Below are 21,901 nucleotides of genomic sequence, written 5' to 3'. Positions count from 1 at the left end.
CATCCAGCGCGTCGTCCTTTGCAAACTGCTGCTCGGTCGACAGCGCGAACCAGAAGTCGAGGATGTCGCGCGTCGCGGAGTCGACTTCGCTGTCGGTCATAACTAGATCGCCGCCCATGTCCTTCTCCCATCAGCCAGAGGTCGTAACGCTCGGCTGCCGCCTCAACCATCGCGGCCCGCTTTCAGCCGCTCGATCAGGCGCAGAACGTCGGCGCGCGCGTGACGGCGGCGCATCCGCTTGAGGATCAGGTCGTCGCCCGCCTGTACCGACAGATGGACGTGCGGCATCACACGCGGCTCCTGCGTCAGCAGGGCGAGCAGATGGTCGTCGATCGCGGCGGGGTCGAGCGAGGACAGGCGCAGGCGGTCCAGCCCCGGCACGTCGCGCAGCAGCCGCTCTACCAGCGTGCCCAGCCGCGCACCGCGATCGTCGTAGCTGGCAAGGTCGACGCCGCTCAGCACCACCTCGCGCTGGCCGTTGTCGGCGAGCGCGGCGACGCGGGGTATCACGTCGGCGACGGGATCGGCGCGGTTGCGGCCGCGCCCCTGCGGGATCGCGCAGAAGGTGCAATGATGGTCGCAACCGTTCTGGACGCCGACGAAGGCGCGCGTCTGCGGCACGGCGCGCGGCGCGTTGGGACGGGCACCCCAGGTCGCGGGAAGCAGCTTGGCGGCGTTGCCGATGATGCGATCGACCTCCGGCATCGCGGCGAAGCTGTCGTGGTCCATCTCCGAGGCGCAGCCGGTGACGATCAACTCGGCGTGCGGATGCGCGCGGCGCAGGCGGCGGATCGCGACGCGGGTGTCCTTCACCGCCTGATTGGTGACGCCGCAGCCGTTCACCACCACCTGCCCGCGACCCGCCATCTGGCGGATCGCCGCGCTTTCGGCGATGTTGAGGCGGCAGCCGAGCGTTACGACCTCTGGCTGATGGGAGAAGGACATGGGCGGCGATCTAGTTATGACCGACAGCGAAGTCGACTCCGCGACGCGCGACATCCTCGACTTCTGGTTCGCGCTGTCGACCGAGCAGCAGTTTGCAAAGGACGACGCGCTGGATGCGCAGATCGCGGCGCGGTTCGGGGCGTTGCGCGAGCGCGTGCTGGCGACGCGGGCGGCGGAATGGCGCGGGTCGGCGCGGCAGGTGCTGGCGGCGATCATCGTGCTCGACCAATTCTCACGCAATCTGTTTCGCGGAGAGGCTGATGCATTCGCGGCCGATCCGCTCGCGCGCGAGCTGACCGAGCGGGCGATCGCGCGCGCCTGGGATACGGAATTGCCGCCGGAGCAGCGGGTGTTCCTCTATATGCCGTTGATGCATGCCGAGGATGCAGAAGGGCAGGCGAGGAGCGTCGCGATGTTCGAGGCGCTGGGGATCGAGGAGAACATCAAGTTCGGGCGCGACCACGAGGCGGTGTTCCGGCGGTTCGGGCGTTTCCCCCCGCGCAACAAGGCGTTGGGGCGGGAAACGACCGCGGAGGAGCGGGCGTATCTGGAGGCGGGCGGGGGCTGGTAGCCGCCACGCCGTTCCCGAGAGGGCTGAATTTCGACCCTCTGACGTTTCGACCCTCGCGTGAACCTGCGCGTCCGGATTCTCGCCTTCGCGGGAATGACGCGGAGCGCCGGGCGAGGGTGGCGCTTACCGACTTGCCCCGCTCGGGACATTCCGCTATCGGCATGCCCCAAGTTCCGTTGCGAACGCATGAATCAAGCGTCCCTTGTGGCGCACGCTGGCCGGCGAGGTTTCGCCCGCCGGCGTATTTTGCGTGTTCCGGCGGGGGATAAGGAGTTTCGATGTTCGATAGCCTCAGCGATCGTCTTGGCGGCGTCTTCGACCGGCTGCGGGGGCGTGGTGCGCTGACCGAAGCCGACGTGCGTCAGGCGATGCGCGAGGTGCGCGTCGCGCTGCTGGAGGCCGATGTCGCGCTGCCGGTCGCCCGCCAGTTCGTCGACGAGGTGACCGAGGAAGCGATCGGGCAGAACGTCCTGCGCTCCGTCACGCCGGGGCAGCAGGTCGTCAAGATCGTCAACGACGCGCTCGTGCGGATGCTGGGCGGCGACGATCCCGAGGGCGTCGAGCTGAACCTGAACGTCGCGCCGCCCGCGATCGTGATGATGGTCGGCCTGCAGGGGTCGGGCAAGACCACCACCACCGCGAAGATCGCCAAGCGGCTGTCGACCAGCTCGATGACCGGTCGTTCGGCGAAAAAGGTGCTGATGGCGTCGCTCGACGTCAATCGCCCGGCCGCGCAGGAGCAGTTGGCGACGCTGGGTACGCAGGTCGAGGTCGCGACGCTGCCGATCATCGCCGGGCAGCAGCCGGTCGAGATCGCCCGCCGCGCGGTGCAGGCCGCGAAGCTGCAGGGCTTCGACGTGCTGATGCTCGACACCGCCGGTCGTCTGCACGTCGACCAGGCGTTGATGGACGAGATGAAGGCGGTCGCCGATGTCGCGCAGCCGCAGGAAATCCTGCTGGTCGTCGACTCGCTGACCGGCCAGGACGCGGTCAACGTCGCGCAGAACTTCTCCGAGCAGGTGCCGCTGACTGGTGTCGTACTGACGCGGATGGACGGCGATGCGCGTGGTGGTGCGGCGCTGTCGATGCGCGCCGTCACCGGCAAGCCGATCAAGTTCGCTGGCGTCGGCGAGAAGCTGGACCAGCTAGAGGCGTTCCATGCGTCGCGCGTCGCGGGCCGGATCCTGGGCATGGGCGACGTCGTGTCGCTGGTGGAGCGTGCGGCGGAGTCGATCCAGCAGGAAGACGCCGAGCGGATGGCGAACCGGCTCGCCAAGGGCCAGTTCGACATGAACGACCTGCGCAGCCAGCTCGCGCAGATGAAGCGCATGGGTGGCCTGGGCGCGCTGGCGGGAATGCTGCCGGGGATGAAGAAGGCGCAGGCCGCGATGGACGCGACGCCGGGCAGCGACAAGATGCTGGTGCATCTCGACGCGATGATCGGGTCGATGACCGTCAAGGAACGCGCCAAGCCCGAACTCATCAACGCCAAGCGCAAGATCCGCATCGCCAAGGGTTCCGGCACCACGGTGCAGGAGGTCAACAAGCTCCTGAAGATGCATCAGGAAATGTCGACCGCCATGAAGAAGATCAAGAAGATGGGCGGCCTGAAGGGCATGATGGCGATGCTCGGCAAGGGCGGGCTGGGCGGTCTGGGCAATGCCATCGGTGGCGCCGACATGGGCGACATGATGGGCAAGCTGGGCGGGCCCGGCGGTGGTCCGGGGCTGCCCGGCCTGCCGGGGAACCTGCCGGGTGGTCCGGGCGGGTTCAAGTTCAAGAGATAGCGATCGTCGCCCCTGCGGAGGCAGGGGCCCATGTCTCTCCATGAGCGAGGGGCGCCGATTGTTGACGCAAAGATTGGTCCCTGCCTCCGCAGGGGCGACGGATTAGAAGGCAAGGAAAGATCAATGGCACTCAGCATTCGCCTGTCGCGTGGCGGCTCGAAGAAGCGTCCGTACTACCGCATCGTCGTGGCCGATGCCCGCAGCCCGCGTGACGGCAAGTTCATCGAGAAGCTGGGCAATTACAACCCGCTGCTCGCCAAGGACGACGAGAAGCGCATCGTGCTGGACGCCGAGCGCGCCAAGCACTGGCTGGCGATGGGCGCGCAGCCGACCGATCGCGTCGCGCGCTTCCTGGACGTCGCGGGCGTGAAGGAGCGCACCGCGCGCAACAACCCGAAGAAGGCCGAGCCGGGCGAGAAGGCCAAGGAGCGCGCCGAGGAGCGTGCCGAGAAGGCGAAGGCCGCTGAGGAAGCCGCTGCCGAGGCGGCGAACGCACCGGCTCCGGCTGCTGCGGACGCCGAAGCGAGCGCCGAGTAAGCATCCGATCCCGGTCATCGTGCGTTGCCCCCGTTCACCCGAACAGGAGAGCGCATGATGACCAGCGATCCCGATCCGCGCACCGCGCCCGAGGACCATGAAGACGCGACCAACAAAGGCGTCTCCGCCGACGACCCCGCCGAAGGACGCGACGACGCCCCCGACGGGGGCGGCGGCTCGCCCGACCAGTGACCCCGCGCCCGGCACGATCGTTCTGGCGGCGGTCGCCGGCGCGCATGGTATCGCGGGCGAGGTGCGGCTGAAGGTGTTCGCCGACGATCTGGCGGCACATCGCTCGTTCAACGACGGTGCGTTGACGCTGGTGAAGTTGCGGGATGGAACGATCGCGCGCTTCGCCGAAATCGCGAATCGCACCGCGGCCGAGGCGTTGCGCGGGACGGTGTTGACCGTGCCGCGCGACGCGCTGCCGCCGCTCGGCGAGGGCGAATATTATCATGCCGACCTGCTCGGCCTGGCGGCGATCTCCACGACCGGCGAGGCGCTGGGCGTCGTCGTCGCGGTCGAGAATTTCGGCGCGGGCGATGTCGTCGAGGTCAAACGGCCCAGCGGCAAGACCTTCATGGCGCCGATGAGCGCGGTGCCGGAGTGGAACACGGAACGGCTGGTGATCGAGGCCGATTTCGTCGAGCCGTGACGCCGGCGCTTCCCTAAACGATCGGCACGCCCTACAGCGGCCGTGCCAGAGGGCCGGGCGGCCGCGTCACGCGATCTGCGTGCCGAGGAAAGTCCGGGCTCCACGGAAACACGGTGGCGGGTAACGCCCGCCGGCCAAGGGCGCGAGCCCGCGGTCAGGGACAGTGCAACAGAGAGCAGACGGCCAGGGCTTCGGCCCGGTCATGGTGAAAGGGTGCGGTAAGAGCGCACCGCGCGGCCGGTAACGGCCGTGGCACGGTAAACCCCACCGGGAGCAAGACCGAATAGGGGCGGCATGGCGGCGTTCCGCGTCGTCGGGGTGTGTTCCCACCCGCTGCCCGGGTTGGTTGCTGGAGCGCGTCGGCAACGGCGCGCCGAGAGGAATGGTCGCCTATCCCCTTCATGGGGTGGACAGAACCCGGCTTACAGGCCCTCTGGCAAAATCGTCGTCATCGGTTGGCGTGCGCCCCCGCGGCGCCTATGTGGCGGGGGAATGGCACGGATACCCACCCGATCGAACGACTGGGGCTTCCCCCGCTGGCGCGGCTATGGCGCCAACCGGGAGGCGACCACGGTGCGGCTGTGCGACCGCCACGGCTGCAACGAACCGGGCAATTGCCCCGCGCCCAAGTCGCCCAACAGCCCGGACCGCTGGTATTTCTGCCAGGCGCATGCCGCCGAATACAATCGCGGCTGGAATTATTTCGAGGGTTTGTCGGCGGAGGAAGCGGCGCAGCGCGAGGCCAATGAGCGTCGCGACGCCGGCGGCTATGCGCAATCGAAGCATCAGGCCTGGGCGGGGCACGGCGACGGTACGCGATCGCGCGACGAGATGCGCGCGCTGGAGGTGCTGGAGTTGGAGGTCGATGCCACTTTCGACGATGTGCGGCTGGCGTGGCGGCGGCTCGCCAAGTCGAACCATCCCGACGTGCGGCCCGGGGACAAGGACGCCGCCGCGCGCTTCCAGGCGATTCAGGCCGCCTATGACGTGCTGCGCGTCGCGGAAGAAGCGCGGACGTGGAAGCCGCGAGACGACGCATGAAGGATCAGGTGCGGGCCGGCTGGACCGGCGCGGTGCTGGTCTGCGGCAAATGTTCGAAGAAGATCGGCGGCGGTTTCGGGCCGAAGGGCAAGACTCCGCTGGCCAAGGCGCTGCGGAAGCAGGGCGGGTTCGGCAAGGGGCGGAAGGCGAGGGTCGGCGTGGTGGAGACGCGCTGTCTGGGCATCTGTCCCAAGGGCGCGGTCACGATTGTCGATACCCGCACCCCCGGTCGCTGGCGGATCGTCGCCGGGGGCGCGGAGATCGACGCGCTGGCGGAACAGCTCAGGGGCTGAACTGCGCCGCCAGCGCGACGGGGGTCAGGCCGTCGCCAGCCCTTTCAGCACCTTGTCGAGGGTCAGCGGATAGTCGCGGATCCGGACGCCGCACGCATTGTAGACCGCGTTGGCCACCGCCGCGCCCGCGCCGCACAGCCCCAGTTCGCCGACGCCCTTGGCCTTCATCGGCGACGTCTTGTCGTCCAGCGTGTCGAGGAACACGACCTCCTGATGCGGCACGTCGAGATGGACGGGGACGTGATATTCGGCGAGGTCGTGGTTGACGAAGTAGCCGAAACGCTGGTCGACGACGGCATCTTCCATCAGCGCCGCGCCGATCCCCATCGTCATGCCGCCGATCACCTGGCTGCGTGCCGACTTGGGATTGAGGATGCGCCCGGCATCATAGACGCCCGACATGCGGCGGACGCGGATTTCGCCGGTATGCGCGTCGACGCCCACCTCGACGAAGTGCGCGCCGAAGGTCGCCTGTGCATAGTCCTTCTCCAGCGAGCCATATTCCATGGCGTCCTCGCCGCTGATCCCTTCGTCTCCGGCCGCCTTGGCGAGATCGACCGAGCGATTGCCGCTCGTCACCTTGCCGTCGGCGAAGGTCACGTCGTCGGAGTTGAAGCCCAGTTTCTGCGCGATGCGACGGCGCAGATCCATGCAGGCGGCATAGACGCCGGCGGTCGAGCTGTTGCCGCCCCATTGCCCGCCCGAGCCCGCCGAGACGGGGAAGCGGCTGTCGCCGAGCAGCACGACGACCTTGTCGAGCGGTACGCCCAGCATCTCCGCGGCGGTCTGCGCGATGATCGTGTAGCTGCCGGTGCCGATGTCGGTCATGTCGGTGGCGACGGTGACGACGCCCTTGCGGTCGACTCCGACGCGCGCCGCCGACTTCATGTTCATGTTGTTGCGGAACGCCGCCGCCATGCCCATGCCGACCAGCCAGCGCCCCTCGCGGACCTGCCCCGGCGTGGCATTGCGGCGCTCCCAGCCGAACCGCCGCGCGCCCTCTTCCAGGCAGCGGACGAGGTTTCGGTCGGAGAATTTTCGTTCCGGCTGTTCGGGATCGACCATCGTGTCGTTGATGACGCGGAAGCGGACCGGGTCCATTCCCAGCTTCTCGGCCATCTCGTCCATCGCGACCTCGAGCGCCATCATGCCGGGCGCTTCGCCGGGCGCGCGCATCGCGTTCGCCTCGGGCAGGTCGAGAACGGCCAGGTGCGTCTCGGTCAGGCGATGGGCGCCGGCGTAGAGCAATTGCGTCTGGTTGGCCGCCGTCTCCGGCCCGCCGCCGGGCAGGTCGCCCGACCATGTCTGGTGTGCGATTGCGGTGATTTTACCGTTCTTTTCCGCGCCCAGGCGGATGCGCTGAATGGTCGCGGGACGATGGGTGGTGTTGTTCATGACCTGCGGCCGGGCGAGCGCGACCTTGACCGGCCGCTTCGCCGCGCGCGCCGCCAGCGCGGCCATCACCGCGTCGGAGCGGACCCACAATTTACCCCCGAAGCCGCCACCCACGTACGGCGAGACGACGCGGATCTTCTCCTTGGGAATCAAAAGCGTCTCGCTCATGTCGCGGACCGCCCAGGCGATCATCTGGTTGCTGGTCCAGAGCGTCAGCGCGTCGCCGTTCCACGCCGCGATGGTCGCGTGCGGCTCCATCATCGTGTGGCTCTGGTCGGGTGTGGTGTAGGTGGCGTCGAGCGTTACCGGGGCGGCCTTGAACGCGGCGGCGAAGTCCCCGCGTGCGGTCTTCATCTTGTCGCCCTTGGCGATCGGCGCATCGGCCTGGGCCGCGGCGAGATCGTATCGCCCCTTGGCGCGGTCGTAATCGACGCGGACGCGCTTGGCGGCATCGCGCGCCTGTTCGAAGGTTTCGGCGACGACGATCGCGACCGCCTGGTCGTAATGCTCGACATCCGGGCCGGCGAGCATCGTCGCGGTATGCGCCTTCGCCTTGCCGAGTTTCCCGGCATTCTCGTAGGTTACGACGGCGATGACGCCCGGCAGACGCTCGGCGTCGGCGCTGTCGATGCGGGTAATCCGGCCCTTGGCGACCGAGGATCCGACGATGACGCCGTACGCGTGACCGGGGGCGACGGCGTTCTGTTCGAAGGCGTAGGGCGCGGTGCCGGTGACTTTCAGGGGGCCATCAATGCGGTCGGTGGGCTTGCCGATGACCTTGCCCTGATCGATCGGGTTGCGGCCGGCTGGCGTGTCGAACTTCATGCGGCCGCTCCTTCGGCGAGGACCGAGGCGAGCGTGCGCTCGACCAACGGAATCTTGTAGGCGTTCTGTGCGGTCGGGGTGGCGCCGGCCAGTGCGGCGGCCGCTATCCCCTTGGCATCGCGTTGTGTTTCGGCGGCTTCGACCCGCCACGGCTTGTGCGCGAGTCCGCCGAAGGCGAAGCGCGGAGTCCCCTGATCGGGGCGCAACACCGCCGCGACCGAGATCGTCGCGAAGGCGTAGGAGGCGCGATCGCGGACCTTGCGATAGATGTGCGTACCGCCGACCGGGCGCGGCAGCGTGACCGAAGTGATCATTTCGCCGGGCTGGAGCGCAGTCTCGATCCACGGCGTATTGCCGGGTAGTCGGTGAAAATCGGCGATCGGAATGGCCCTGCTCTTGCCGGATGCGTCGACCGTCTCGACCGTGGCGTCGAGCGCCCGCATCGCGACCGCCATGTCGCTGGGATGGGTGGCGATGCAATCGGCGCTGGTGCCGATCACCGCCAGCGCGCGGCTGTAGCCGCCGATCGCGGCGCAGCCCGATCCGGGCTTGCGCTTGTTGCACGGCTGGTTGGTGTCGTAGAAATACGGGCAGCGGGTGCGCTGGAGCAGATTGCCGGCGGTCGTCGCCTTGTTGCGCAATTGCCCCGACGCGCCCGACAGCAACGCGCGGCTGAGCACGCCATAGTCGCGGCGCACGCGCGGGTCGGCGGCGAGCGCGGTGTTGCGGACCAATGCCCCGATGCGGAGGCCTCCATCGCCGCTCGCCTCGATCGTGTCGAGACCGAGCCGGTTGACATCGACCAGATGCGTCGGCGTTTCGACCTGCAACTTCATCAGGTCGAGCAGGTTCGTCCCGCCGGCGATGAACTTCGCGCCCGGCTTCGCGGCCGCCGCTGCCGCCGCCGCGGGGGAGGTGGCGCGTTCGTAGGTGAAGGCCTTCATGCCAGATCCTCCCCGGCGACGTCGCCGATCGCGGCGACGATGTTGGAGTAAGCGGCGCAGCGGCAGATGTTGCCGCTCATCCGTTCGCGCACCTCCTGCCCGTCGACGCGCGGCTTTGCGGTGAGATCGGCGGAGACGTAGCTCGGAACGCCGTCCTTTATCTCCTGCAGCATCGCGACCGAGGCCATGATCTGCCCCGGCGTGCAATAGCCGCATTGATAGCCGTCGTGGCGGACGAACGCCGCCTGCATCGGGTGCAGCTTGTCGGGCGTGCCCAGCCCCTCGATCGTGGTGATGGCATCGCCGTCGTGCATCACCGCGAGCGTCAGGCAGGAGTTGATGCGCTTGCCGTCCACCATCACGGTGCACGCGCCGCACTGGCCATGGTCGCAGCCCTTCTTGCTGCCGATCAGGTGCAGATGTTCGCGCAGCGCATCCAGCAGCGTGACGCGCGGATCGAGGTCGAGCTCACGCCGCTTGCCGTTGACGGTGAAGGCGACCGGGACGGTCGGGGTCGGGGATTCCTTGGTCAATGTCTGTGCCTCCGCCGGCAGCGCGCCCGCCGATGCCGCCGCAGCGCCGCCGACCAGCGCACCACGGCGCGTTAGGGTGAAACCGTGTGTGTCGTTCATGATAGTCCCGCCTGTGAAAGCGGGCGAGGGGGCCGCTTCCTGCCGCTCGAACGCGCCTGATCCAGGTAATATCCGCCGATCGTTCATGGACATGTCATGTTGCCGTCTGTTCGATACCGGTAGCGTACGATACGGTGCGCGCCAATGACATGGGAGAGGATCGGGCATGGCGGACGAACGGCCGGGCATGGCGGCGGGCGAATGGGAGGCGCGGGTCGAACTGGCGGCGGCCTATCGGCTGGTCGCGCTTTATGGATGGGACGACCTGATCTTCACCCATCTGTCGGCGCGGGTGCCGGGGCCCGAGCATCATTTCCTCATCAATCCCTATGACATGATGTTCGAGGAGATCACCGCGTCGTCGCTGGTGAAGATCGATGTCGACGGGATGCCGGTCGGCGCGAGCGCGCATCCGGTCAACCCGGCCGGGTTCACGATCCATTCCGCGATCCACATGGCGCGCGAGGACGCCCATGCCGTAATGCACGTCCACACCCCGCACGGGCAGGCGGTGTCGGCGATGGCATGCGGGCTGTTGCCGCATACGCAGACCGCGATGATCGCGGCGCACGACGTCGCCTATCACGATTACGAGGGGATCGCGACCGACCTGGAGGAACGCGAGCGGCTGGTCGCCGACCTGGGTACGCGCCATGCGATGATCCTGCGCAACCACGGCACGCTGACGGTCGGCGATTCGGTGGCCAGCTGCTTCCTGCGGCTCTACTTCCTGGAGCGTGCGTGCGAGGCGCAGGTGCTGATGCTGTCCGCCGGGCCGGACGGGCTCAACACGCCGCCGCAAGGGGTGGAGGAGAAGGTTGCCGCGCAATCGCCGCCGGGAGGGATCGGGATGCTGGCGAAGGCGCTGGCGTGGCCGGCGTTGCTGCGAAAGCTCGACCGGATCGATCCGTCGTATCGCGATTGACGGGCGGGGGCGCACGGAGGCTGGCCTGACGACGACGTTATCACGCGAAGGCGCGGAGAAGATGGTGTTCGCGCGGAGCACGCAGGGGACGCGGAGGAAGAGTTGTTCGCGCCGAGGCGTAGGGGCTTCCATCGATACGATCGGAAGCTTCAACCCAGCGGGTCGTGGAGTGCGGCGCTGCCGCGCGGCGCATCTTCGTGTGCTCCGCGCGGGCACATCGCCGTTCTCCATGCTCGCGCGGCAGGGTGGCCGCGAAGCGGTCTGCCGGCCAGACGTGGTCGCTTGTGGTCCCGTGTCCTCGGTGCCAACGCAGCGAGAGCGCGATGGAAAGTGTCGGCGCGGCGTGGCATGAGAGCGCTATCACGATAGATGACCGGGAGGGGATGATGACGATGTGGCGGGCGATCGGGATAGGGGCGTTGGCGGTGGTGAGCGGGCCGGCGGCGGCGCAGGAAACGACGCCGCGCTTCGCCAATATCTTCGCCGATCATGCCGTCCTGCAACGTGATCGCCCGATCGCGATATGGGGCAGCGCGCCCAAGGGCAGCGCCGTCACGGTGACGCTGAACGGGCAGAGCGCCAGCGCGACCGCCGATGCCGATGGCCGCTGGCGCGCGACGCTGCCCGCCCAGCAGGCGGGCGGCCCCTACACGCTGACCGTCGGCGCGCAGACGCTGAACGACATCATGGTCGGCGATGTCTTCCTGTGCGGCGGCCAGTCGAACATGGAGTTCATGGTCAAGGCATCGACCAACGCCTGGGGCGCGCTGCAGACGCCGGCCGATCCCGACCTGCGCTATGTCACGATCCCGGATACCAGCCGCGCGCAGCCGCTCGCCGATCTGGAAGCGCCCGCCACATGGCAGCGCGTCGGCCCGACGACGGTCGGCGATGCCTCGGCCGTGTGCTATTACATGGCCAGATCGCTGCGGCAGAGCGAGAAGGTGCCGATCGGCTTCATCAACTCCGAATGGGGCGGCACGCGGATCGAAAGCTGGATCAGCGCGGGGTCGCTGAACACGATCGCGGCGCTGAAACCCGGTATCGCACAGGTGGCGACCTATGCGCGCGATCGCGACGCGGCGGTGGCGAAGCACGGCGAGCGGCGGCAGGCGTGGTGGACGGCGCATGATCCCGCCGCCGCGAAGCAGGCCGCCTTCGCCCGCGCCGACTTCGACGATCGCGCCTGGCCGACGATGCCGACCTCGGCATGGAAGCAGGCGGGGCGCCCGGAACTGGCGGCATTCGACGGTGTGCTGTGGCTGCGCGGCACGATCGATCTGACCGCGGCGCAGGTGGCGGCGGCCAAGACGCTGCAACTGGGGCCGATCGACCAATATGAGGAGACATGGGTCAACGGCCGCTATGTCGGCGGCGGCAGCGTCAACTGGGCGTGGCGGCATTACGATGTGCCGGCGGGGACGCTGAAGGTCGGGCGCAACACGATCGCGCTGCGCGTGCTGGGCGGATCGAACGGCGGCGGGCTGACGGGGGCGGCGGCGCGCGGACTGGAGCTGACCGACGGGACGATCGTGCCGATGACCGGCGACTGGCGCTACTTCAAGGGCAGCGCGATGACCGGGGAGAAGATTGCGCCGGCGCCATGGGACGTGCCCAACAGCCTGACGACGCTGTACAACGGCATGATCGCGCCGTTCGCGGGCTACGGATTGAAGCTGGCGGCCTGGTATCAGGGCGAGTCGAATGCGGGCGAGGCGTCCGGTTACCGGGCGTTGCTGTCGCTGTTGATGGCGGACTGGCGCAAGACGTTCGCCGCGCCGACGCTGCCGTTCTTCGTCGTGCAACTGACCTCCTATGGCAAGCCGTCGATTGCGCCTGGGCCGTCCGACTGGGCGGCGCTGCGCGAGGCGCAGGCGGAGGCGGTCCGGCAGGATGCCCATGCCGGACTGGCGGTGACGGTGGATGTCGGCGACCGCTTCGATATCCATCCGACGCAGAAGACGGTGGTCGGCGAGCGGCTGGCGCGGCTGGCACGGGTCGTCGCCTATGGCCAGCCCGGAATGCGCAGCGGACCGGAGGCGGTGGCGGTCACGCGCAGCGGCGCGGATCTGGTCGTCCGCTATCGCAACGTCACCGACACGCTGCGCACCTATAGCGGCGCGCAGGCGATCGGTTTCGAGACGTGCGCGGGCGACGCCTGCCGCTATGTCGGCGCGGCGCCGCGCGGCGACACGATGGTGCTGCCGGGCGCGAACCGGCCGGACGTGACGCGCGTCCGCTATGCGTGGAGCGATGCGCCGTTCGTGAACCTGTTCGACGGTGCCGACCTGCCCGCCGCACCGTTCACCTTGCCCGTGCGATAGGCGCCACGCGCGACCCGGTAGCGCGAATTGGGGGAAATTCGTTCCACGGCGGGTCGCATCCGCCGGGGCGACATGCGATAAATCGCCGGGAGCCGACATGATCGTGCATGTCGGTCTCACGGTAGAGCCAAGGCGATGACATTGCGTTTCGAGGCCGAAAGCCGCGAGATCCACCGGCTGCTGGTCGCCGAGCTAGGCCATACGGTCATCCCCGCCATGCTGATGGGTGTCGCGCTGGTCGGGGTGGGCGTGGCGACGTGGCATGAAGTGGGCGACCGCGCGATCCTGCTGATCGGGCTGGCCGGCGGGGCCGCGGCGCTGGCGAAGCTGATCGTCATCGCGCATCAGCGCCGAGCCGGGGCAGGGGTCAATCCGGCGTGTCGCGAACTGGCCCATGCGATCACCACCTATATGATGGCGGCGAGCGTCGCGATGCTCTCGGCCGCGTTGGTGATCCGCCCCGACCCCGGCTGCTACCTCGCCGCGATGGCGGTGCTGTTCGGCTATTGCTGCGGATTGATCGGACGTCTGTCGATCCGGCCGTGGATCGCGGCGATGGCGCTGCTGATCGCGATGCTGCCGGTGGCGGTCGCCAGCGCGCTGATCCCGGGCGCGCCGCACCGGATGACCGCCGTCATCCTCGCCCTGTTCTTCCTCAATGGCCTGGAGAATGTGCGGCACGTGCACGGCGCGGCGGTGCGGCAACTGGCGATGCGGCTCGACCTGGCCAGGCTGGCGCGCAACGATCCGTTGACCGGGCTGCTCAACCGGCTGGGCCTGCGCGAGGCGTTCGACCGACGGGGCGCGGGGCGGACCCCGGTGGCGATCCACTGCCTCGATCTGGACGGGTTCAAGAGCGTCAACGACCGCCATGGTCATGCCGCGGGCGACGCGGTGCTGATCGAGGTGGCCGAGCGGCTGCGCGCGGCGGCGGGGGCGGGGGCGACGATCGCGCGGCTGGGCGGCGACGAATTCGTGATCGTGTGCCGCGACATCGCCGGCGAGGACGCGGCGCGGGCGCTGGCGAACCGGATGTTGCAGGCGCTGCGCGTGCCGTTCGCGGCCGGCGACGCGGTCGTGCGGCTGGGGGCCAGCGTGGGCTATGTGGTCGGCGCCGGCGAGCTCGACGACCTGTTGCAGATGGCCGACGATGCCTCCTATCGCGCCAAGCGCGCCGGAGGCGGGATGGTCGGCGTGCCGATGACGCTGGCCGGTCACGCCTAGGGAAAGGGGCCCCGGCATCGCTGCCGGAGCCCCCTTCGTCACGTCACCGATCGTTCGATCAGTCGCGGTCGCCGGTCAGGAAGGCCGGAGCGAACGCCGGGGCGTCGCCTTCGTCCTTGCCGCCTTCGCGACGCGGGCCGCGACCTTCGCGGCGCGGGCCACGATCGCCACCGCGCTCGCCGCCACGGCTACCGCCGTCCCGGTCGCCACGGCCTTCGCGGCGCGGACCACGGTCGCCACGGCCACCGCCGTCACGATCGCCGCGCGGCTCGCGCGCCGGGCGGGTGTCTTCCAGCTCGGCGCCGGTTTCCTGGTCGACGACGCGCATCGACAGGCGGACCTTGCCGCGCGGGTCGATCTCGAGAACCTTGACCTTCACTTCCTGGCCTTCGGTCACGACGTCGCCCGGCTTCTCGACGCGCTCGTTCTTCATCTCGCTGACGTGGACGAGGCCGTCCTTGCCACCCATGAAGTTCACGAACGCACCGAAGTCGACGATGTTGACGACCTTGCCGTTGTAGATCTTGCCGACCTCGGCCTCTTCGACCAGGCCCTTGATCCAGTTGATCGCGGCCTCGATCTGCTTGGCGTCCGACGACGACACCTTGATGACGCCCTCGTCGTCGATGTCGACCTTCGCGCCGGTGGTGGCGACGATCTCGCGGATCACCTTGCCGCCGGTGCCGATCACTTCGCGGATCTTCGACTTGTCGATCGTGAACGTCTCGATGCGCGGCGCATGCGCCGACAGCTCGGTCCGGGTCGAATCGAGCGCCTTGGCCATTTCGCCCAGGATGTGCGCACGGCCTTCATGCGCCTGCGCCAGCGCGACCTTCATGATCTCCTCGGTGATGCCGGCGATCTTGATGTCCATCTGAAGGCTGGTGATACCCTCGCTGGTGCCCGCCACCTTGAAGTCCATGTCGCCCAGGTGATCCTCGTCACCCAGGATGTCGGACAGGACCGCGAAGTCCTTGCCCTCCAGGATCAGGCCCATCGCGATGCCCGACACCGGGCGCTTCAGCGGCACGCCGGCGTCCATCATCGACAGCGAACCGCCGCAGACCGTCGCCATCGACGACGAGCCGTTCGACTCGGTGATGTCGCTGGTGACGCGGATCGTGTACGGGAACTCTTCCTTCGACGGCAGCACCGGGTGCAGCGCCCGCCACGCCAGCTTGCCGTGGCCGACTTCGCGACGGCCCGGCGCGCCGAAACGGCCCACTTCGCCGACCGAATAGGGCGGGAAGTTATAGTGCAGCATGAAGTGCTGGTACGACAGGCCGTTCAGACCGTCGATCATCTGCTCCGCGTCGCGGGTGCCCAGCGTCGTGGTCGCGATCGTCTGCGTCTCGCCGCGCGTGAACAGCGCCGAGCCATGCGAACGCGGCAGGAAGTGGACCTCCGCCTCGATCGGCCGGATCTGCGTCGTGGTACGGCCGTCGATGCGGCGACCGTCCTTCAGGATCGCGGTGCGGACGATCTCCGCCTCCAGCTTCTTGACCAGCTTGGCGGCGGCCAGCTGCTCCTGCGGCGTGCGGTCGGCCATCGCCGCCTTCGCCTTGGCGCGCGCCTCGCCCAGCGCGGTCTGGCGTTGCTGCTTGTCGGTCAGCTTGTAGGCGGCGGTGATGTCCTTGCCGATCAGCTTCTTCAGCTCGGCCTTGACCGCCTTCTGGTCGTCGGCCTGCTTCAGTTCCCACGGATCCTTCGCGGCCTGCTCGGCCAGATCGATGATCGCGTCGATGATCTGCTGCGAGGCCTTGTGCGCGTACATGACCGCGCCCAGCATGACCTCTTCCGACAGTTCCTTGGCTTCGGATTCGACCATCATCACCGCGTCGTGCGTGGCGGCGACGACCAGGTCGAGGTCGCCTTCCAGCACCTCCGCGTCGGTGGGGTTCAGCTGGTATTCGCCGTCCTTGTAGCCGACGCGCGCCGCGCCGATCGGGCCCATGAAGGGCACGCCCGAGATCGTCAGCGCCGCCGACGCCGCGACCATCGCGACGATGTCCGGCTCGTTCTCGCCGTCATAGGACAGCACCTGGCAGATGCAGTTGATCTCGTTGTAGAACCCTTCCGGGAACAACGGGCGGATCGGGCGGTCGATCAGGCGGCTGACCAGCGTCTCACGCTCGGTCGCGCCACGCTCGCGCTTGAAGAAGCCGCCGGGGATCCGGCCGCTGGCGGAGAACTTCTCCTGATAGTGAACGGTCAGCGGGAAGAAATCCTGCCCTTCCTTCACGTTCTTGGCGGCGGTCACGGCGCAGAGCACCACCGTCTCGCCGAGCGTCGCGATCACCGCGCCGTCGGCCTGGCGGGCGACCTTGCCCGTCTCCAGGGTCAGCGTCTTGCCGCCCCACTGGATTTCCACCTTCTTGGTATCGAACATATGATTTCCTTCACTCCCCGATGCGGATCATCGGGGGGCCTGCGTACGGGCCGACATTGGCCCGGGAAGATCAGACCGTATTGTCCTCTCTTCCGTCCCGGCTCCAGCGGGCCGGGTAGGGCGCTGTCGCGCCCCTGCTTGCTGGATCCCGAATCGGCGTTCGGGATGAAATAAAGGCGCCTTGCGGCGCCTTTATTTCACTTGCGGAGCCCGAGCTTCGCGATGAGCGCCACGTAGCGGTCACCATCCTTCTTGCGGAGATAGTCCAGCAGCGAGCGCCGCTTGTTGACCATCATCAGCAGGCCGCGACGCGAATGGTTGTCCTTGGCGTGGCCCTTGAAGTGCTCGGTCAGGTTCTTGATCCGCTCCGTCAGGATCGCGACCTGGACCTCGGGCGAACCCGTATCGCCCTCTGCACGGGCGTTGTCCTTGATGACTTCCTGGCGGCGTTCAGCGGTAATCGACATGTATTTTCCTACGACATCCGAAAGTTACAGGTTGAAGCCGCGAACGACCCGGACGAATCCGTTGTCCACTTCGACCAGGGCGACGGGTGTGTCACCCAGCATGGCAAAGGCCGGACCATCGTCGGCGGCGATCCCGTCCAGCACACGCCCCTGACGGAGCGCCCCTGCCTGGTCGGGAATGAGCGCGAGAGCCGGGATGTCGTCCAGCCCTGCACCCAATGGCAGGAGTATGTCTTCAAGACTGCGCGCCTTAGCGACTTCGTCCAATATGTCCAGCGTTATCGCCCGCGACAGGTCGAACGGCCCGGCCTTGATGCGGCGCAGATAGGTGACGTGACCGACCGTGCCGAGCGCCAGCGCGATGTCGCGCGCGAGGCTGCGGATATAGGTGCCCTTGCTGACGTGCGCGGTGAGGGTGATGTTGTCGAGAGGGGCATCACGGTCGACGGGGCGGATGGTGAGCGCGTGCACCGTCACGTCGCGCGTGGCCAGCACCACGTCCTCACCCGCGCGCGCCAGATCATAGGCGCGCTGGCCATCGATCTTCAGCGCCGAATAGGCCGGCGGCACCTGCGCGATCGGGCCGGTGAAGCGCGGCAACACGGCCGCGAGCGCTTTGCGCGTGGGGCGCGTGTCGCTGGTTGCGATCGTCACACCCTCCGCGTCGAGCGTATCGGTCTGTTCGCCGAAGCGGATCGTGAAGTCGTAGATCTTGGCGCTGTCGAGCATCCGCCCGGCCAGCTTCGTCGCCTCGCCGATCGCGATCGGCAGCACGCCGGTCGCCAGCGGATCGAGCGTGCCGCCATGCCCGACCTTCGCCTTGCCATAGCCGCCGGTGCGCAGCGCGCGTTTGACCGCCGACACGCCCTGCGTCGACCCCAGCCCCAGCGGCTTGTCGAGGATCAGCCAGCCGTGCACGCGCTCAGCCCCCGATCGCGCCGGCGAGCGACAGATACCATTCGGCCACCGCCTGCGCCGGCGGGGCGACCAGCCGCTGCACGATGTTGGCGCCCGGCACCAGCGACGGCAGCACCAGCAACAGCAGGATCAGCAGCGGAAAGCCGAAGCGGGCGAGGCCGTCCCAGCGCTGCGCCAGCCGCTCGGGCAGCAGTCCGGCGACGACGTGCCCGCCATCGAACGGCGGCAGCGGGATCAGGTTGAACAGCGCGAGGAAGACGTTGATGATGACGAAGTTGAGCAGGTTCGCGGCGACGAACGCCGATACCGTACCCGGCGCGACGCCATAGATGTCGCGCGTGAACAGCCCCAGCAGGATCGCGCCGACCAGCGCGAGTGCGAGGTTCGATGCCGGTCCCGCCAGTGCGACCAGCATCATGTCGCGGCGCGGGTTGGGCAGCCGCCCGGCATCGACCGGCACCGGCTTGGCCCAGCCGAACATCGGCGCCTTGGCGAGCGCCAGCAGCAGCGGCAGTGCGACCGTCCCGATCGGATCGACGTGGCGCAGCGGATTAAACGACAGCCGCCGCTGCTCCTCTGCGGTCGGATCGCCGAGCGCGCGCGCGGCCAGGCCATGCGCGACCTCGTGGAAGACGATCGCGATGACGAGCGGAATGATCCAGATCGCCGCCGACCAGATGACGCTGTTGGGGTTCATGGTGGCGCAGATAGGCGCGGGGCGGGGGGAAGGCTAGGACGGATCGATACTCCGTATCGTGAGGGAACGCACTCAGGAAGGGGGATGGTCACGCGGAGGCGCGAAGGGCGCGGAGAGGTGGTGGGTGCGGTAGCGTCGCATTCCCGCCTCGACCGGGCAGCGTCACGGATCGCCCAGCGCCGCGCTGAAATGCCGGCGGCAGAGCGCGACGTAGCGGTCGTTGCCGCCGATTTCGGTCTGGCGTCCTTCGGCGACCGGACGGCCCTCGGCGTCGACGCGCAGGTTCATCGTCGCCTTGCGCCCGCATTCGCACACGGACTTGATCTCGACGAGCGAGTCGGCGAGCGCCAGCAGCCGCGCCGATCCGTCGAACAGCGCGCCGCGAAAATCGGTGCGGAGGCCGTAGGCGAGCACGGGGATGCCCGCGCGATCGGCGAGTGCGGCGAGTTGATCCACCTGCGTGGCGGTGAGGAATTGCGCCTCGTCGACCAGCACGCACGCCAGCGGGGTGGCAGCATGGCGGGCAAGCGCGAGCGCGGCGAGGTCGGTGGTGGGGTCGAACATCGTCGCGGCGGCGGACAGGCCGATCCGCGAGGCGATCGTGCCCGCCGAGAATCGATCGTCGACGGCCGCGGTGAACAGCATCGTCGCCATGCCCCGCTCGCGATAGTTGAAGTCGGCCTGCAGCAAATTCGTTGATTTGCCCGCGTTCATCGACGCGTAGTAGAAATAGAGCTTGGCCATCAGGCGGGTCGCTCGACCGGCACCGGCGCATGCGGTCCCGCCCGTTCATGCAGGCCATGGTCGAAACTGACGAACGCACGACAGCCGTGCAGCGCGGTCAGATGGAGCATGTCGGCGATATCACCGCCATGTGCAAAGCGTTCCACCGCCCAGCGAACGGCATCCTCCTCGGCGATATGGACGGTCTGCGTGTCGAGAACAGCGCGCAGGGCAATGGACAGCCGCTGGCGATCGAAGCGATACGTTCGCCCGCCAAGGACCCAGGCGAGTTCGAGAAAGACCGTGTGTGGGACATCGACGGGCGTGGCCATCACGCGATCGGCGATCGGGGTCTGAACCGGATCATCGCGGGTCAGCCAGCGAACGAGAATGTTGGTATCGACCGCCTTCATTCGTCGAAGGTATCGTCGCCAGACGCCATATCACGCGCCGACGCCTTCATTTCGCCCAGCGGAACGGGTGGCCCCTCATGTCGGTACAGACTTTGGAAGATCTGCACCGCTTGCTCGGGCGTCAACGTCTTTTCGCGCCGGCGTGGACGGAGCGTCACGCTATCGCGCGTTTCGATCAGTTCGAGGTCGATCCCCGGCTCCCAGCCGAGCCGGTCGCGCGTCGCCTTGGGAACGACGACCTGCCCCTTCGCCGACAATCTGGTAAACGCATTCATGCCGGTAAGATGCGTCTTACCTCATTCGCCGTCAAGATCGCGCGCGACCTCCGGACGGCGGAGCAACGCGTCGATGTGGCTGCCCTCGTCGAAGCTTTCGTCGGCGAGGAATTTCAGCCGGGCGGCATATTTCATCTTCACGCGGGTCGCGACCTCGCGTTGCAGATAGGCGGTGTTGGTGCGCAGCGCCTTCAGCACCGCTTCTTCGTCCTTGCCGAGCAGCGGCTTCACGAAGACGGTCGCATGACGCAGGTCGGGCGACATGCGGACTTCGGTGATGCTGACCATGTGGCTGGCCAGCGTCTCGTCGTGCACGTCGCCGCGCTGGAGGATTTCCGACAGGATGTGGCGGACCTGTTCGCCGACGCGCAAGGTGCGGACGGATTTTTCGGGGGGATGGTTCATATCGGCAGGCTCCCTCTCTCCGCCGGAGGAGAGAGGGATGATCCTTGCTTACAGCGTGCGTTCGCGCAGTTCGACCTCGAAGGTTTCGAGGTAATCCCCGGCCTTGATGTCGACGAAGTTCTGCGTGAACGTGACGCCGCACTCCAGACCCGCACGCACTTCCGGGACATCGTCCTTGAAGCGGCGCAGCGACGCGATCTCACCGTTATAGATGATGACGTCGTTGCGCGTGATGCGCGCCTTGAGCGCCTTGCGGATGACGCCTTCGGTGACCAGCAGACCGGCGGCCTTGCCATGCTTGCCCGCCGAGAAGACCTCGCGGATTTCTGCACGACCGACGACGGTCTCGAACGCTTCCGGCCCGAGTTCGCCCGCCATGCCGGCGCGGATCTCGTCGATCAGGTCGTAGATGACGTCGTAATATTTCAACGCCACCTTCTGCCGATCGGCGATCTCGCGCGCCTTGGCATTGGCGCGGACGTGGAAGCCGATGATCGGCGCGCCGCTGGCGCCCGCCAGCGTCACGTCGCTCTCGGTGATCCCGCCGACGCCCGAGTGCAGCACCCGCGCCTTGATGAGATCGGTCGAGATCTTGTTGATCGACGCCACGATCGCCTCGACGGTGCCCTGCGTATCCGCCTTCACGACCAGCGGATATTCGATCGCCGCGTTCGCGCGCAGCGCCGAGAACATGTTCTCGAGGCTGGTCGGTGCCGAGGTCGTACGCTTCTGGAGCAGCACGCTCTGACGGTACTCCGCGACCTCGCGGGCGCGCGCCTCGTTCTCGACGACCTGCAACTGGTCGCCCGCCGACGGCGTGCCCGACAGGCCCAATACCTCGACCGGCATCGACGGACCCGCCGACTTGAGCTGACGCCCCTTGTCGTCGACCAGCGCGCGGACCTTGCCGCTTTCCGCGCCGACGACGAACACGTCGCCGACCTTCAGCGTGCCGCGCGTGACCAGCACGGTCGCGACCGGGCCGCGGCCCTTGTCGAGCTTCGCCTCGATCACGCTGCCTTCGGCGGCACGATCCGGGTTCGCCTGCAGGTCGAGCAGTTCGGCCTGGAGCTGGATCTTCTCGATCAGATCGTCGAGGCCGATCTTCTTGAGCGCCGACACCTCGACGTCCTGCGTCTCGCCGCCCATCATCTCGACCTGGATGTCGTGTTCCAGCAGCCGTTCACGCACGCGCTGGGCGTTCGCGTCGTGCTTGTCGATCTTGTTGATCGCCACGATCATCGGCTTGCCGGCGGCCTTGGTGTGATTGATCGCCTCGATCGTCTGCGGCATCAGCCCGTCGTCGGCGGCGACCACCAGCACCACGATATCGGTCACGTCGGCGCCACGCGCGCGCATCGCGGTGAACGCCTCGTGGCCCGGCGTGTCGAGGAAGGTGATCTTCGACTTGTCCTTCAGCGTGACCTGATAGGCGCCGATATGCTGGGTGATGCCACCGGCCTCGCCGCGCACCACATCGGTGCCGCGCAGCGCGTCGAGCAGGCTGGTCTTGCCG

The 21,901-nt window shown here is 67.9% G+C and carries 23 protein-coding genes and 1 other RNA gene; 11 read left to right on the top strand and 13 right to left on the bottom strand.

Translation table 11 applies throughout. The features are described from left to right. Nucleotides 1–162 precede the first annotated feature (162 nt). Nucleotides 163–945: a radical SAM protein gene (locus NS334_RS11865; protein WP_083500438.1), complete on the bottom strand. Its 783-nt coding sequence runs from the start codon at nt 943–945 to the stop codon at nt 163–165. 16 nt (nt 946–961) lie between these two features. Here NS334_RS11865 and NS334_RS11860 point away from each other — a divergent pair, with 16 nt between their 5' ends. From NS334_RS11860 to NS334_RS11835, 8 genes are all read left to right on the top strand, one after another. After that, nucleotides 962–1,516, top strand: coding sequence for a DUF924 family protein (locus NS334_RS11860; RefSeq protein ID WP_058756174.1), 555 nt, complete (start codon nt 962–964; stop codon nt 1,514–1,516). 278 nt (nt 1,517–1,794) lie between these two features. Next, nucleotides 1,795–3,303, top strand: a complete 1,509-nt coding sequence (ffh, locus tag NS334_RS11855; RefSeq protein WP_058756173.1) for a signal recognition particle protein — start codon at nt 1,795–1,797, stop codon at nt 3,301–3,303. Between the two features lie 123 nt (nt 3,304–3,426). After that, complete coding sequence (gene rpsP / locus NS334_RS11850; RefSeq protein ID WP_058756172.1) at nt 3,427–3,840, top strand: 30S ribosomal protein S16; 414 nt, start codon at nt 3,427–3,429, stop codon at nt 3,838–3,840. Between the two features lie 57 nt (nt 3,841–3,897). Next, complete coding sequence (locus NS334_RS19290) at nt 3,898–4,032, top strand: hypothetical protein (protein WP_275044686.1); 135 nt, start codon at nt 3,898–3,900, stop codon at nt 4,030–4,032. 16 nt (nt 4,033–4,048) lie between these two features. Next, nucleotides 4,049–4,495, top strand: a complete 447-nt coding sequence (gene rimM, locus NS334_RS11845) for a ribosome maturation factor RimM (protein ID WP_058756175.1) — start codon at nt 4,049–4,051, stop codon at nt 4,493–4,495. Between the two features lie 45 nt (nt 4,496–4,540). Next, an RNA gene (gene rnpB / locus NS334_RS11870) (RNase P RNA component class A) lies at nt 4,541–4,936 on the top strand. Nucleotides 4,937–4,987: 51 nt separating this feature from the next. Beyond that, nucleotides 4,988–5,536 (top strand): J domain-containing protein, encoded by a 549-nt coding sequence (locus NS334_RS11840; protein WP_058756171.1) that lies wholly within the window; start codon nt 4,988–4,990, stop codon nt 5,534–5,536. Next, nucleotides 5,533–5,829, top strand: a complete 297-nt coding sequence (locus NS334_RS11835; RefSeq protein WP_058756170.1) for a hypothetical protein — start codon at nt 5,533–5,535, stop codon at nt 5,827–5,829. The genes NS334_RS11840 and NS334_RS11835 overlap by 4 nt, the downstream gene beginning before the upstream one ends. 24 nt (nt 5,830–5,853) lie before the next feature. On the opposite strand, the gene paoC is transcribed toward NS334_RS11835, so the two are convergent. The 3 genes from paoC to paoA are packed head-to-tail and all read right to left on the bottom strand — an operon-like array spanning nt 5,854 to nt 9,625. Continuing rightward, on the bottom strand, nt 5,854–8,049 hold the full coding sequence (gene paoC, locus NS334_RS11830; RefSeq protein WP_058756169.1) for an aldehyde oxidoreductase molybdenum-binding subunit PaoC: 2,196 nt from the start codon (nt 8,047–8,049) through the stop codon (nt 5,854–5,856). Continuing rightward, nucleotides 8,046–8,993: an FAD binding domain-containing protein gene (locus NS334_RS11825; protein ID WP_058756168.1), complete on the bottom strand. Its 948-nt coding sequence runs from the start codon at nt 8,991–8,993 to the stop codon at nt 8,046–8,048. The genes paoC and NS334_RS11825 overlap by 4 nt, the downstream gene beginning before the upstream one ends. Continuing rightward, entirely contained in the window at nt 8,990–9,625 is a 636-nt protein-coding gene (gene paoA, locus NS334_RS11820; protein WP_058756167.1) for an aldehyde dehydrogenase iron-sulfur subunit PaoA, read from the bottom strand. The genes NS334_RS11825 and paoA overlap by 4 nt, the downstream gene beginning before the upstream one ends. A gap of 166 nt (nt 9,626–9,791) precedes the next feature. Here paoA and NS334_RS11815 point away from each other — a divergent pair, with 166 nt between their 5' ends. The 3 genes from NS334_RS11815 (at nt 9,792) to NS334_RS11805 (ending at nt 14,098) form a co-directional block, all read left to right on the top strand. After that, nucleotides 9,792–10,550, top strand: a complete 759-nt coding sequence (locus NS334_RS11815; protein WP_058756166.1) for a class II aldolase/adducin family protein — start codon at nt 9,792–9,794, stop codon at nt 10,548–10,550. A 386-nt stretch (nt 10,551–10,936) separates the two neighbouring features. Next, on the top strand, nt 10,937–12,874 hold the full coding sequence (locus NS334_RS11810) for a sialate O-acetylesterase (protein WP_206542652.1): 1,938 nt from the start codon (nt 10,937–10,939) through the stop codon (nt 12,872–12,874). A gap of 135 nt (nt 12,875–13,009) precedes the next feature. Then, nucleotides 13,010–14,098 (top strand): GGDEF domain-containing protein, encoded by a 1,089-nt coding sequence (locus NS334_RS11805; protein WP_058756164.1) that lies wholly within the window; start codon nt 13,010–13,012, stop codon nt 14,096–14,098. A gap of 58 nt (nt 14,099–14,156) precedes the next feature. On the opposite strand, the gene pnp is transcribed toward NS334_RS11805, so the two are convergent. The 9 genes from pnp to infB all read right to left on the bottom strand — a co-directional run. Then, a complete protein-coding gene (gene pnp, locus NS334_RS11800; RefSeq protein WP_058756163.1) occupies nt 14,157–16,487 on the bottom strand; it encodes a polyribonucleotide nucleotidyltransferase in 2,331 nt (776 codons plus the stop codon). A 197-nt stretch (nt 16,488–16,684) separates the two neighbouring features. Continuing rightward, on the bottom strand, nt 16,685–16,954 hold the full coding sequence (gene rpsO, locus NS334_RS11795) for a 30S ribosomal protein S15 (protein WP_058756162.1): 270 nt from the start codon (nt 16,952–16,954) through the stop codon (nt 16,685–16,687). Between the two features lie 24 nt (nt 16,955–16,978). After that, complete coding sequence (truB, locus tag NS334_RS11790; RefSeq protein WP_058756161.1) at nt 16,979–17,872, bottom strand: tRNA pseudouridine(55) synthase TruB; 894 nt, start codon at nt 17,870–17,872, stop codon at nt 16,979–16,981. A gap of 4 nt (nt 17,873–17,876) precedes the next feature. Then, nucleotides 17,877–18,569, bottom strand: a complete 693-nt coding sequence (locus tag NS334_RS11785; RefSeq protein WP_058756160.1) for a site-2 protease family protein — start codon at nt 18,567–18,569, stop codon at nt 17,877–17,879. Between the two features lie 162 nt (nt 18,570–18,731). Continuing rightward, nucleotides 18,732–19,313: a thymidine kinase gene (locus NS334_RS11780; RefSeq protein WP_058756159.1), complete on the bottom strand. Its 582-nt coding sequence runs from the start codon at nt 19,311–19,313 to the stop codon at nt 18,732–18,734. Next, nucleotides 19,313–19,705 carry a type II toxin-antitoxin system VapC family toxin gene (locus tag NS334_RS11775; protein ID WP_058756158.1) on the bottom strand — a complete coding sequence of 131 codons (393 nt, stop codon included), beginning with the start codon at nt 19,703–19,705 and terminating at the stop codon, nt 19,313–19,315. Before NS334_RS11775 ends, NS334_RS11780 begins: the two co-directional genes overlap by 1 nt. Then, the gene (locus NS334_RS11770) at nt 19,702–19,980 is read right to left on the bottom strand and encodes an AbrB/MazE/SpoVT family DNA-binding domain-containing protein (RefSeq protein WP_058756157.1); all 279 of its coding nucleotides are present in this window, start codon (nt 19,978–19,980) and stop codon (nt 19,702–19,704) included. The genes NS334_RS11775 and NS334_RS11770 overlap by 4 nt, the downstream gene beginning before the upstream one ends. Nucleotides 19,981–20,001: 21 nt before the next feature. Beyond that, nucleotides 20,002–20,385, bottom strand: coding sequence for a 30S ribosome-binding factor RbfA (rbfA, locus tag NS334_RS11765; RefSeq protein WP_058756156.1), 384 nt, complete (start codon nt 20,383–20,385; stop codon nt 20,002–20,004). 48 nt (nt 20,386–20,433) lie between these two features. Further along, on the bottom strand, nt 20,434–21,901 hold a 1,468-nt coding region (infB, locus tag NS334_RS11760; RefSeq protein WP_083500435.1), incomplete at its 5' end, for a translation initiation factor IF-2.

Source organism: Sphingomonas endophytica (assembly GCF_001476895.1).
Classification (GTDB): domain Bacteria; phylum Pseudomonadota; class Alphaproteobacteria; order Sphingomonadales; family Sphingomonadaceae; genus Sphingomonas; species Sphingomonas endophytica_A.
The sequence above is the reverse complement of the archived record's forward strand: the minus strand, read 5'-3'. Positions and strand labels throughout refer to the sequence as shown.